The 12,216-nt window shown below is 36.5% G+C and carries 12 protein-coding genes; 6 read left to right on the top strand and 6 right to left on the bottom strand.

All coding sequences use genetic code 11. The features are described 5' to 3' along the window. Nucleotides 1–31: 31 nt before the first annotated feature. Together C8K15_RS02680 and C8K15_RS02675 are read left to right on the top strand one after the other, a co-directional pair. Complete coding sequence (locus tag C8K15_RS02680) at nt 32–292, top strand: hypothetical protein (protein ID WP_108584888.1); 261 nt, start codon at nt 32–34, stop codon at nt 290–292. A gap of 182 nt (nt 293–474) precedes the next feature. Then, nucleotides 475–1,854, top strand: coding sequence for a Glu/Leu/Phe/Val family dehydrogenase (locus tag C8K15_RS02675; protein ID WP_108584887.1), 1,380 nt, complete (start codon nt 475–477; stop codon nt 1,852–1,854). A gap of 109 nt (nt 1,855–1,963) precedes the next feature. Here the strand turns inward: C8K15_RS02675 and C8K15_RS02670 are convergent, their stop codons facing one another. After that, nucleotides 1,964–2,218 carry a hypothetical protein gene (locus C8K15_RS02670; RefSeq protein WP_108584886.1) on the bottom strand — a complete coding sequence of 85 codons (255 nt, stop codon included), beginning with the start codon at nt 2,216–2,218 and terminating at the stop codon, nt 1,964–1,966. 267 nt (nt 2,219–2,485) lie between these two features. After that, on the bottom strand, nt 2,486–3,754 hold the full coding sequence (locus tag C8K15_RS02665; protein WP_108584885.1) for an acetyl-CoA hydrolase/transferase family protein: 1,269 nt from the start codon (nt 3,752–3,754) through the stop codon (nt 2,486–2,488). A gap of 314 nt (nt 3,755–4,068) precedes the next feature. Between C8K15_RS02665 and desA the strand changes: the two genes are divergently transcribed. The 4 genes from desA (at nt 4,069) to C8K15_RS02645 (ending at nt 7,544) form a co-directional block, all read left to right on the top strand. Further along, complete coding sequence (gene desA / locus C8K15_RS02660; protein ID WP_108584884.1) at nt 4,069–5,121, top strand: Delta(5) desaturase DesA; 1,053 nt, start codon at nt 4,069–4,071, stop codon at nt 5,119–5,121. Between the two features lie 89 nt (nt 5,122–5,210). After that, nucleotides 5,211–6,347, top strand: coding sequence for a sensor histidine kinase (locus tag C8K15_RS02655; RefSeq protein ID WP_108584883.1), 1,137 nt, complete (start codon nt 5,211–5,213; stop codon nt 6,345–6,347). Continuing rightward, nucleotides 6,344–6,946: a response regulator transcription factor gene (locus C8K15_RS02650; protein WP_108584882.1), complete on the top strand. Its 603-nt coding sequence runs from the start codon at nt 6,344–6,346 to the stop codon at nt 6,944–6,946. The genes C8K15_RS02655 and C8K15_RS02650 overlap by 4 nt, the downstream gene beginning before the upstream one ends. Nucleotides 6,947–7,241: 295 nt before the next feature. After that, nucleotides 7,242–7,544 carry a hypothetical protein gene (locus C8K15_RS02645; protein WP_108584881.1) on the top strand — a complete coding sequence of 101 codons (303 nt, stop codon included), beginning with the start codon at nt 7,242–7,244 and terminating at the stop codon, nt 7,542–7,544. 559 nt (nt 7,545–8,103) lie between these two features. On the opposite strand, the gene fumC is transcribed toward C8K15_RS02645, so the two are convergent. The 4 genes from fumC to C8K15_RS02625 form a co-directional block, all read right to left on the bottom strand. Beyond that, nucleotides 8,104–9,483 (bottom strand): class II fumarate hydratase, encoded by a 1,380-nt coding sequence (fumC, locus tag C8K15_RS02640; protein ID WP_108584880.1) that lies wholly within the window; start codon nt 9,481–9,483, stop codon nt 8,104–8,106. 228 nt (nt 9,484–9,711) lie between these two features. Then, complete coding sequence (locus tag C8K15_RS02635) at nt 9,712–10,449, bottom strand: amino acid ABC transporter ATP-binding protein (RefSeq protein WP_108584879.1); 738 nt, start codon at nt 10,447–10,449, stop codon at nt 9,712–9,714. A 39-nt stretch (nt 10,450–10,488) separates the two neighbouring features. Then, on the bottom strand, nt 10,489–11,190 hold the full coding sequence (locus C8K15_RS02630; RefSeq protein ID WP_108585058.1) for an amino acid ABC transporter permease: 702 nt from the start codon (nt 11,188–11,190) through the stop codon (nt 10,489–10,491). Then, on the bottom strand, nt 11,177–12,001 hold the full coding sequence (locus C8K15_RS02625) for an amino acid ABC transporter substrate-binding protein (protein WP_108584878.1): 825 nt from the start codon (nt 11,999–12,001) through the stop codon (nt 11,177–11,179). Before C8K15_RS02625 ends, C8K15_RS02630 begins: the two co-directional genes overlap by 14 nt. Nucleotides 12,002–12,216 lie beyond the last annotated feature (215 nt).

Below are 12,216 nucleotides of genomic sequence, written 5' to 3'. Positions count from 1 at the left end.
TTTCTCGGACGAACCTAAGGAGGACTTCGCTATGGAAGATCACACGAAAATGAGCTGGAAAGAAGATACAGTCATTGGACAATTGACCAATTCTGTGGACAATGTCTCGATAGCTGTTAGTAAAGCTTTTACGAATCCCACAGAGCAATTTATTCAAGAAGCACAAAAAAAGATAGAGCATGCTGATCGGGCAGTCGAAAATGCTCTCAAAAATCAAGGACAAACAGATCCTATTCTTTCACTTCAGAAGGAGTTAGATCAAAAAAAGGAAGAACTAAACACCTTGCACTAATTGAACTAATCTACACTTATAAATTACCCTAAAAATTGTCTAATATTCTCTTGCAAAGAACTTCTGTAGCTTGATAATTTGGTTAATGACCCACTAGCTTTTGCTGATGGGTTATATCCGTTTACATGACAATGCTAAGGGTATAAATAGGGTAGACAAATTATAACCGGAGGTGCTTTTCTATGGAAGAACAAACAAGATCCATCGTCCAACAGTCTTTGAATGCATTATTGAGTAATGAAACGTTTTTACCTGAATTACAAGGAGACATGCGCAAAACAGCATTCACCTCACTCAATGCTATTCTTTCAACACCGAATCAAATACATAAGTCATTTTTACGTGTACCTTTAAAAGATGGCGAAGTGGTACGAATCCCCTCATATCGCGTACATCATAATAATGCGTTAGGTCCTTATAAAGGCGGTATTCGTTTTCATGAAAGTGTTAATGAAGAGGAAGTTGTTAATTTAGCATTTTTAATGACGTTAAAAAACGCTCTTCATAACGTCCCATTTGGTGGAGGCAAGGGTGGAATCGTCATTGACCCTAAAGCATTTTCGGAACAAGAGTTGCAACGGATTTGCATAAAGTACGTTCGTTATTTCAATAACGTAATTGGTCCAGATAATGATATTCCCGCACCGGATGTTGGCTCTGGAGAACGCGAAATGGACTGGATGATGGCGGAATATAAAAAAATCAACCCAGGTAGTCCGTATTTAGGAAGTTTCACAGGAAAAAGCGTAGTAAATGGTGGATCTTTAGGTCGTCGAGAAGCAACTGGGAAAGGCGTATACTTTACATTCCGTTATTTAATACATGACTATGTCACAGCAAACGAGAAGTCATTAGCAGTTTCAACAAATCCTTTTGCAAAAACAGCCCTTGAATTTATAAATAAACCATTAACAATTGCTATCCAAGGGTTTGGTAATGTTGGTTCAATTACTGCTTTAGAAGCATATCGTTGTCAAAATTTACAAAACAAAGTGGTTGCTGTCAGCGATCGAAACGTAACTTTATATAACGCAGATGGACTAGATATTCCTGCACTTGTTGAATTTACAGCAAAAAATCGTGGTGATTTGCCAACTACGGAAGAACAATTAAAAGAAATAAAAGTGAGCGCTGTCATTCAACCTCGCGAAGACATATTAACGATGGATGTTGGTGTATTATTCCTTGCAGCACTTGAAAATCAATTAAATGATCAAAATAAAGAAGAAGTTAAAGCCCGCATTATTGTTGAGGGCGCAAATGCTCCAACGACAACTGAAGCAGATGATTATCTTAGCCAAAAAGGTGTAATTATCATTCCCGACATCTTAGCAAATGCAGGGGGTGTAATTGTTTCCTATTTAGAATGGTTACAAGGTCGTGAAACACAGTTCTTTACTGAAGAAGAAGTGTACAAACAATTACTTGTGAAAATGCAGACAACGATGGATTTAATTCTGCCACAATATTTCGGAGATCCATTCCCTCTTCGACAAAATTGCTATATTCACTCTGTTACTCGTCTTTCAACTGTCTTATACAAACAAGGTAAATTATATTAATATTTGTGGAGCAAATTCAGCAGTTTCTCATTGTGAGAAACTGCTTTTTCTTATTAATAATTAATAAAGTCGCACAATATGAAAACATTGTGCGACTTTATTTAATTAATCAAATGTTTGTCTTCTCTCCTTGGACCTCCCAAAGAACTGGCACTGCTGTTTTTGTGTAATCTACTTTCATCGTTTCTAATTCAAGACGCATCTTTTCAGTTTCTACGATAAAATTTTCATGTTTTAACTTCTCTAATTCCAACTCATCTTTTAACATACTCGCTTTTATTTTTTGATTATCTTTTAGATGGTTTGTAATTATTCCAAGAATCGGTATAGAGAAAATCATAATTACAGCAATCGTTCCTATCATCAATATCACCTCTTTAAATATTCTGATTATTAGCTTCTTTTAACTACGTAAATACCCTATTAAAGGTTTCATCTTTCAAGAGAATTTCCACTTATTACTCAACCTCACGATAGTTTTCAACAAAGAGTATTACTAACCTGCAACACATGATAAATTAAGCCATATTCAATAAAGCATGAAAAAATGCCAGGCACTCGAAGATTTGTTGGACGTATTTTGTCCCGCTTACTCCTTTGTTGCCTGGCACTATATTATAAAAACTTTATACTAGATAATTCCTCGTTCCATTGCTTGCTGGGTTAGCTCGTCTCTAAAATTCGGATGAGCAATGCTGATTAATTGCTTAGCACGGTCACTGATAGAACGGCCATGCAAGCGTGCGATGCCGTATTCGGTTACGATGTTGTCGACGTCATTTTTCCCTGTCGTCACTACAGAACCTGGTGTCAAATCCAATTTAATTCTTGAAATGGTGTCGTTCTTTAAAGTGGAATGCAAACAGATGTAGCCTTTCCCACTTTTCGCCAAACGTACGCCTCGTGCGAAATCAATTTGTCCACCACTGGAAGAATAATATTTCCCTCCGACTGTTTCGGATGCACATTGACCAAATAAGTCCACTTCTGTTGTCGCATTGATAGACACGATATTTTCTTCTTTGGCAATTTCACGAGGGTCGTTAACTACACTGACGGGTAAGAACTCTATCGAAGAGTTGTTGTGGATAAAATCATACAAACGTTGCGTACCATATGCAAATGTTGCAACAATTTTTCCTTTGTTCGTGAACTTTTTAGTACCATTGATAGCACCGGCTTCCACTAAATCAACGATTCCATCAGGTAGCATCTCTGTATGAATTCCTAGATTTCGATGATTCTTCAATAAACTCATGATCGCATTAGGAACCGATCCGATTCCTATTTGAAGCGTATCTCCATCTTGAATATCTGCAGCAACTTTTTTAGCTATGAGCAAATCTTTTTCCCCGATTTCAGGAACCACTTCCTCAACTAATGGCGCATCATGCTCAATATATCCTGCAATTTGACTAATATGAATTTGGTTATGACCAAATGTACGAGGCATATTGCGGTTCACCTCTAAAATAAATGGAACTTTCCCAATAAACTCTGCGACATAATCAGCTTGTGTTCCTAACGAAAAATAGCCATGCTCGTCAACTGGAGAAGCTACTGACAGAATCATCGACATTTTTGTAACCTTCGACAGCATGTTTGGAACCTCATGAAAATTGTTTGGCACTAACTCCATTTTTGCTTCTTGATACGTTTTGCGCGTAGCACCACTTAAAAAATAAGACACATGTGTAAGTTGACCTGACATCTCCCCTAAAATATATTTCCGAGGATGTAGTGCCAACATTTGATGGATTTTAACATGACTTAGTTCATTTGCATGTTCTTCTAAAATATCTAATAAGCGTATAGGTTCACCATTTGCAATCGGTATGATAATGTCAGCTTCTTCTTCTATTAAGTCAATAAAATTTTTCGCATTTAATAATTTCGTCATTGTCTGTCACTCCTGTCACGTGTTCTTTGTAATACTGTAGCATAGGAAGACCGCTTTTTTTCAACCTAAGCAAGCCTAGAATAGTAAAAAAATGTTTCTAAAAAGTACAATTAATCGTATATATTTCTTATTATGTCTAAAAAAACGAGAAAAATAATAAGAATCTCAACTTTTCTGAACAACACTACCTATATGACACTTGTCATAGTCTTCACTTGACGTTTATGTCTTTTATTATCTGCTCCTAAACCCTATTCTTAATGTAACAAGTTTTTATATGAAAGAATTCAAATACATCTTTGCAGGAGGACGCTATGAGTAAAGAAAAAACTATGCAGCTACGTAAGCTAGTGGCGCCATTTGAGAAATCAGACATGTCATCAAGTGTGAAACAGATTATTAATACAATTCCACCATTCTTCATTTTGTGGTTTTTAGCGTATTTAAGTTTAGACGTTTCGATTTTCTTAACTCTCGCTTTAGCGATTGCAGCATCAGGCTTTATTGTTAGAACGTTTATCATTTTCCATGACTGTACACACGGTTCTTTCTTTAAGAGTAAGAAAGCCAATTCCGTTTTAGGTACAATCACTGGTATTTTGACTTTGTTCGCTTATGAAAAATGGAAACGAGATCACTCGATTCACCATGCTACAAGCAGTAACTTAGACAAACGTGGTGTTGGTGATGTTTGGGTTATGACGGTTGACGAGTATATTGATGCAACTCCAGGTCGCCGATTTGCTTACCGTCTATATCGCAATCCAATTGTGATGTTCGGATTAGGACCATTGTTCCTGTATTTTGTTTCAAATCGCTTCAATCGTAAAGATGCTCGTCCAAAAGAACGTAACAACACATACTTTATCAACGTAGCACTAGTTGCTTTGTATGCTTTTATGATTTGGTTAGTTGGTATTGAAGCATTCGCAATTATTCAAGGAACCATCTTAATTGTTGCTGGTTCTTTTGGAATTTGGTTGTTCTATGTTCAACACCAATTTGAAGATTCATACTTCGAAGATGAAGAGCAGTGGGATTATGTAAAAGCTGCAGTTGATGGTAGTTCATTTTATAAATTACCAAAAGTGCTTCAATGGTTAACTGGGAACATTGGGTATCACCATGTGCATCATTTAAGCCCACGTGTACCTAACTACCGATTAGAACAAGCACATGATTCTACACCACCCCTTCACAAAGCAACAACGATTACATTAAAAACAAGCTTGAAGTCGTTCCACTTCCGTTTATATGATGAATCGAAAAAAACGTTCGTAAGCTTTAAAGAAATAAAACATTTGTTACAAAACACGAAGAATTCCATCCAACTACAAACAAAACGTTCAAGCATGGAAGGAAAATAATATACATGAAAAACCATTCCGCTCATGGAATGGTTTTTCTGTCTGTTATACTATTGGTACTACAACGTTAAGAAATCATGGAGGCATTTATGCAAAGTTGGTATCAAATATTCCCTAAAAACCCGTATGTCAGTATTTATATTTGGATTATATTTTGTATTCTGCCGTTATTTTATATATTTAAATCCTATTCCCCTTCTGAAAGCTTTCTTGGATTGCTTTTAGTAGTTGCGTTCTTTTTAACTTATCGTCAATCTTTTATTTCCAAAGGATGGCGTATGTATGTTTGGATTGCCGTTCAAATAGCCATAAGCATTACATTAATTATTTTATTTGGGTATCTATATTTTTCTTTATTCTTAGCATTTTTCATTGGTAACATTCGCAATAAGGCTGGTTTTATCACAATGTATGTCGTTCACCTCGTTACCACAATGGTGTCCGTCAGTATTGGCTTTTTTACTCAATCCGACTTATTTGTTTCACAATTCCCTTTTATTCTAATCGGTGTAATTGGCGTTATTTTATTGCCATTTAATGCTTACAATCGGAACAAACAAGAAAAATTAGAAGGTCAATTAGAAAATGCAAACAAACGGATTTCTAAATTGCTTGTTTCGCAGGAACGCCAAAGAATTGCACGTGATCTACATGATACATTAGGTCAAAAGCTCTCTTTAATTGGGTTAAAAAGTGATTTAGCTAGCAAAGTAATTGAAAAAGATCCCCTTCGCGCTAAGCAAGAACTTCTTGATATTAACCACACAGCTCGAATTGCATTAAAAGAAGTGCGAGAACTCGTTTCCAATATGCGTGCTGGTAAACTAGAAGAGGAACTGTTACGTGTACAACAAATCTTAAAAGCAGCCGATATTGATTTTCGAGTAAAAGGGAATCCAATATTAAAAGATACTCCGTTGCTTGTCGAAAACGTCCTAAGCATGTGTTTAAAAGAAGCCGTCACCAATGTTGTAAAACACAGTCAAGCATCATTTTGCCATGTCTTAATTAAACAAACTCAAACTGAATTATTTCTTCAAGTACAAGATAATGGAATTGGTTTTGAGAAGGATAGACAATTTTTAGATGGAAACGGATTACGCGGAATGAAGGAACGGTTAGAGTTCGTTAATGGCCATTTAGAGATTTCAGGTTTAGATGGCACAACCCTTAATATACATGTACCTCACGTTATCCTACAATCGGTTAAGGAGGATTTATCATGATTCGCATTGTGTTAGCAGAAGATCAACGCATGTTACTAGGTGCACTTGGGTCATTACTCGATTTGGAGGATGACATGGAAGTTGTAGGAAAAGCTCATAATGGTGATGAAGTTCTTAATTTGGTCCATGAATTAAATCCAGATGTGTGCATTATGGATATTGAAATGCCTTCCAAAACGGGTTTAGATGCTGCAGAAGAGTTAAAAGAGCATGATTGCAAAGTCATTATTCTTACGACATTTGCTCGAACTGGTTATTTTGAACGTGCGCGAAAAGCCAACGTCATGGGGTATTTATTAAAAGATAGTCCAAGTGAAGACTTGGCGAACTCAATTCGTAGTATTATGGAAGGTCGTCGCGTCTATGCTCCTGAACTTATCGATCTTGCTTATAGCGGAGAAGATAATCCTTTAACCGATCGTGAGCATCAAGTTCTCGAACTCATTGCAAATGGGAAGAATACGAAAGAAATTGCTAGTCAGATGTACATTACGACAGGTACTGTGAGAAACTATATTTCCGTCATTTTGGATAAATTGGATGTAACGAATCGGATTGAAGCTATTTCGAGATTTAAGGAAAAAGGCTGGTTTAAATAAGTGGCTCTGTTAAAACTAAACTGTTGTTTATCGTACATTTGCGCTTCATATAGAGAGCATTCATTAACATAGCATTTCTAATAGTTGAATTGTGTTTGGATAGTAAGGAAGCAAATTCCCTCTTTTTATAAAAGTCTAAGTTAAACTTTACTGTTGTTTATCATACATTTGCGCTAGCCGCACGAGCCAACAGGAAGTGGGTCATGAAGGGGTTGGCGTTTTCAACCTTCGTTCCTTTGCATGCTAGGCGCAAATATACTCTTTCGTTTATGAGGGGTTAAAGGAGTAATTGTCGATGGATCAAAAAAGTATAACCGAATTTATTATCCAGAAATATCAAGAAGATGAACAAGTCATGATTCAATTGTTTGTACAGTGGTGTCAAAATCATAAGATTGATCCTTTTGCTCTTTATCAAAAGGCTTATCCCTCTCAAGGGCCAAATGAAGCAATTAAAACTATTATCGATAGTAACGAACCAATAATGGAGCTTGATATTGATTCTGGCACTCTCATTGAAGTTCTTCAGTTGTTCGGCAATGACGACCTTGCGTTCGTTGTGTCAGAGGAAGCGAATAAGTTTCCAGATTTGATATAACGTTGTAATTACATTTTTGATATTCAAACAAGTTTAAAGGTCGCTCCAGACGCTTTTCCCTGCTGCACCTTGATCTAGAGAATAAATAAGGATGGGCAAGTGACTTCGCCACTTGCCCATCCCTCTTTTTTTAGATCATCCTGCGGCGGGTGCACGTCATTCGCTCCCTTTCAACCTGGATGGAGTTATTGATATTGGTTTGGGATATTAAAGAATTATTTTGCTTATTTTAAGTAGATATTCGGCCGAAGATGCTATTTCGACCTCATTTTGCTTCTTTTATTTTTATGACTACTTTTCTGCATATGTAAAGGTGCAGTACAGTGCCTTCCAAAGTCCCCTGCGATTTCACTTGTAAGCAATTAAAAGCCATTAATTTGTATTCCCATATTTTACTTATACAACTAAATCGGTTTTTTTTACAACTAAACGGTCAATTATTACAACTAAATCTTTGTTTTTTACAACTAAACCTTCAATTTTTACAACTAAACAAATATCTGTTTTCAAAAAAAGACTGAACCCCTAGAGGCTCAGTCTTTTTTTCTGCAATCAATGGTTATTTAATCATTTTAGAAGGATCAACAATTCTGTCGAATTCTTCTTCTGTTAATAAGCCGCTTTGAAGTGCGGATTCTTTTAATGTTGTACCGTTTTCATGTGCTTGTTTGGCAATTTTCGCTGCATTTTCGTAGCCTATATGGGGATTTAATGCAGTTACTAACATGAGCGAATTGCTGACATGGTGTGAAAGTTTTTCAACATTTGGTTTGATACCAGCGACGCAAAGGTCATGGAAACTTCGCACACTGTCACTTAGTAGCCTGACAGATTGCATGAAGTTATAGAAGATGACCGGTTTAAAGACGTTTAATTCAAAGTTGCCCTGGCTTGCTGCGAAGCCAATAGACGTATCATTCCCCATGACTTGAACTGCCACCATCGTCAATGCTTCACTTTGAGTAGGATTTACTTTCCCTGGCATAATTGAACTTCCTGGCTCATTTGCTGGAATAGTAATTTCACCAATGCCGCTTCTAGGTCCACTAGCTAGCCACCTGACGTCATTTGCAATCTTCATTAAATCAGCTGCTAATGCTTTCAGTGCTCCATGTGCATACACCAACTGATCATGACTCGTTAGAGCATGAAATTTATTAGAAGACGATACAAACTTATAACCCGTGTCTCCACTTATTTCAGTTGCTACACGGTCCCCAAACTCTGCGTGAGCATTTATACCAGTCCCGACAGCAGTCCCTCCAATAGCAAGCTCCGATACATGAACCAAACTTTCACGTATCATTTCCTCACTTTTAACAACCATATGTTTCCAGCCACTTATTTCTTGTCCTAATGTTAAGGGGGTCGCATCTTGTAAATGGGTTCTACCAATTTTGATGATATGTTTAAATTCTTCTTCCTGATTACTGAAAGTTGTGCGTAATCGTTCAAGTTCCGGCAACAACAAGGTCTGAATAACTTCTACAGCTGCGATATGCATGGCTGTTGGAAATGTGTCATTGGAACTTTGGGATTTATTTACATCATCGTTTGGATGAAGCAATTCTTCGCTCCCATCGTCCTTCAACAATTGATTCCCCCGATAGGCAATTACTTCATTCACATTCATATTGGATTGTGTACCGCTTCCTGTTTGCCAAACGACTAACGGGAAATGTTCATTCCACTTTCCTTCGCTAATTTCTGTAGCTGCACGAGAAATTGCCTGCATCTTATCTTTGGACAAGGTACCTAAATCATAATTCACTTTTGCAGCTGCCTTCTTTAACACGGCAAAGGCATGAATTAATTCAATTGGCATTAATTCAGATCCAATGACAAAATTTTCTTTACTCCGTTGTGTTTGTGCTCCCCACATTTTATCAGCGGGTACTTGAATCTCTCCAATGGAATCGTGCTCCATTCTGAATTTCATGAAACCTCTCCTTAAAAGAATTTTATAAAATAAACTCTTACATTTTAAAAGACAGAAAATTATATCTTTTAATAGAATAACATGAAATAACGAAAATCTTGAACCAGTTAGGCTTAGAAAACCATAGACCACTTCAGTATTCCCCATTAACTAACCGTATATTTCACTATAAAACACAAAAAAGCACTCCTTACAACCAGTGATGGTTTGAATAAGAAGTGCTCTTTTTTATGATTGAATCAAGTTTAAGAATTGTCTTGTACGTTCTTCTTTTGGATGTGTAAACATGTCACTTGGTTTGCTGCGCTCGATAATTTTCCCTTGGTCCATAAAGATGACTTCGTTCGCTACATCATTTGCAAATCGCATTTCATGAGTGACAACCATCATTGTAATTCCTTCGTTCGCTAAGTCTTTCATAACTTGTAATACTTCTCCAACTAACTCTGGGTCTAGTGCTGACGTTGGTTCGTCAAACAGCATTACTTTAGGTTCCAATGCTAATGCTCTTGCGATGCCGACTCGTTGTTGTTGCCCACCTGATAGTTGATGTGGGTAGAAATCAAGCTTGTCTCCAAGTCCGACTTTATTCAACAACTGTTCGGCTTTAGCTCGTGCATCGGTTTTTGACATCTTTTTCACGATGACCGGTCCTTCCATAACATTTTGAAGGGCGGTCATGTGAGGAAAGAGATTGTAATGTTGGAAAACCATTGCTGACTCTCTTCTCAGTAAATCTATTGTTCTTTTATTCACGGTATTAGAGAAATCCGCAGTTTGTTCATCAATTGTGATGCTACCAGCGGTCGGAACTTCTAGTATATTTAAGCATCTCAGTAACGTTGTTTTCCCTGATCCAGAAGGTCCAATGACAACAATTACTTGGCCTTTGTTAACTTGCAAATCAATTCCTTTTAGTACTTCAAGATCCCCAAATTTTTTGTGTAATCCATTTATTGAAATCATCTTATGCTCCTTTCTTCTTCATCCATTTATTCATTTGAGTTATCTCGATACATAGCGATCGAAGCGATGTTCCAATCGACCTTGGATAAGCGAAAGGAAGAAACAGATAATCCAATAGATAATTGCTACTTCAGTATATAAAAGCAAAAATTCATAATTGGTCGCAGCAATTTCTTGTGCACGTCGGAACATTTCCGTTACAAGAATTAAAGAGCCCAATGAAGTATCTTTTACTAAACTAATAAAAGTATTCGATAGCGGTGGAATAGATACGCGTGTTGCTTGTGGTAAAATGACGCGTCTTAATGTTTGCGTATATGACATCCCTATCATATGTGCTGCTTCCCATTGACCTTTTGGAATGGATAAAATAGCTGCACGAATGACTTCAGAAGCATACGCTCCAACGTTTAATGAAAAACCAATTACTGCTGCTGGGAATGGATCAATGACCACTCCAACTGATGGCAATCCATAAAACAGGATAAATAGTTGTACTAATAAAGGTGTACCACGAATTGCGGACACATAAAAACGTGCAATCCATTGGAAAGGCTTAACTGTAGATATTCGAGCTAAAGCTGTAAGTATAGCTAATATAAGACCAACAACGAAAGTGATCAGTGATAAAGGAAGCGTATATACAAGTGCACCCTCCAGCAAAGGCTGAAGGGAAGATTGTGCAATATCTAAGGAGCGCTCCATTTTTTCAGGGTCGATGGCAAAATTATTCCAAAACATTTTCGCCGAACCATTTATCTGAAATTTTCTCATATGTGCCATCTTCAATCATTTCTTTTAATGCTACATTTACAGCTTCTACTAACGTTTCGTTGTCTTTATTAAACATCAAGCCACTTTGAGCTGCATCGCCAGCTTCGTCTACAATTTGGATATTTGCATCTGGTTTTTGTTTTAAGAAATCTAAAACAGAAAGATTATCATTAACTGTAACATCTACACGTTTTGAGTTTAACAATTCTATCGCTTGATTGAATCCTTCAACTCCTACTAATTCTGCACCATTTGATTTAGCAATTTCTGCATAGTTACTTGTTAAAGATTGTGCTGATTTTAAACCATCAATATCTTCAAAGCTTTTCACATCTTTATTTCCTTTTTGTGTTACTAATACAGCTACCGATGAAATATATGGTTCAGAGAAATCATATTTCTCCATGCGTTCTTCATTAATACCTACTTGGTTGGCAATCATGTCAAATCTTTTTGAATCAAGACCTGCAAATATAGCATCCCATTGAGTTTCCATGAATTTCGCTTTAACGCCTAAACGTGAAGCTACTTCTTCAGCAATTTCAACATCAAAACCAGTTAATTTACCCGTTTCATCGTGATAAGTGAATGGTGGGTATGTACCTTCTGTACCAATTAATAACTCTCCTTCTTTTTGCACTTTCGCTAATAAATCTCCTTCTGTAGATCCTGTGTTATTATCATCTTTTTTTGCATTATCATCTTTTGCAGTTCCACAAGCTGATAATACGAAAACAGCTGTTAGTATCATTAATAGTGCTAAACTAATTTTTTTCATTTCTATTCCTCCTAATTCAGATAGACTTGCTTGGTATTATTCATCTTATAACATGAAAAACCGCCAGTCAAAATAAATATCTTCACCTATTAATACCCGAATTATTAAGAATTATCACTTTTATTTAATTCCTTCTAAAAATGATGAAAAAAATCTATCTCAATCAACTTATCAATTCCCTTTTAATTGAAAAAAATTAATCAATACCACATAAT

Source organism: Paenisporosarcina sp. OV554 (assembly GCF_003058165.1).
Taxonomy (GTDB): Bacteria; Bacillota; Bacilli; order Bacillales_A; family Planococcaceae; genus Paenisporosarcina.
The sequence above is the reverse complement of the archived record's forward strand: the minus strand, read 5'-3'. Positions and strand labels throughout refer to the sequence as shown.

Bases quoted from the DNA above. Each gene is read 5' to 3' on its own strand.
- C8K15_RS02655 (WP_108584883.1), top strand. From the start codon at position 5,211: ATGCAAAGTTGGTATCAAATATTCCCTAAAAACCCGTATGTCAGTATT.
- C8K15_RS02635 (WP_108584879.1), bottom strand. From the start codon at position 10,449: ATGATTTCAATAAATGGATTACACAAAAAATTTGGGGATCTTGAAGTA.
- fumC (WP_108584880.1), bottom strand. From the start codon at position 9,483: ATGAAATTCAGAATGGAGCACGATTCCATTGGAGAGATTCAAGTACCC.
- C8K15_RS02675 (WP_108584887.1), top strand. From the start codon at position 475: ATGGAAGAACAAACAAGATCCATCGTCCAACAGTCTTTGAATGCATTA.
- C8K15_RS02625 (WP_108584878.1), bottom strand. From the start codon at position 12,001: ATGAAAAAAATTAGTTTAGCACTATTAATGATACTAACAGCTGTTTTC.
- C8K15_RS02665 (WP_108584885.1), bottom strand. From the start codon at position 3,754: ATGACGAAATTATTAAATGCGAAAAATTTTATTGACTTAATAGAAGAA.
- C8K15_RS02630 (WP_108585058.1), bottom strand. From the start codon at position 11,190: ATGTTTTGGAATAATTTTGCCATCGACCCTGAAAAAATGGAGCGCTCC.
- C8K15_RS02670 (WP_108584886.1), bottom strand. From the start codon at position 2,218: ATGATAGGAACGATTGCTGTAATTATGATTTTCTCTATACCGATTCTT.
- C8K15_RS02650 (WP_108584882.1), top strand. From the start codon at position 6,344: ATGATTCGCATTGTGTTAGCAGAAGATCAACGCATGTTACTAGGTGCA.
- desA (WP_108584884.1), top strand. From the start codon at position 4,069: ATGAGTAAAGAAAAAACTATGCAGCTACGTAAGCTAGTGGCGCCATTT.
- C8K15_RS02680 (WP_108584888.1), top strand. From the start codon at position 32: ATGGAAGATCACACGAAAATGAGCTGGAAAGAAGATACAGTCATTGGA.
- C8K15_RS02645 (WP_108584881.1), top strand. From the start codon at position 7,242: ATGGATCAAAAAAGTATAACCGAATTTATTATCCAGAAATATCAAGAA.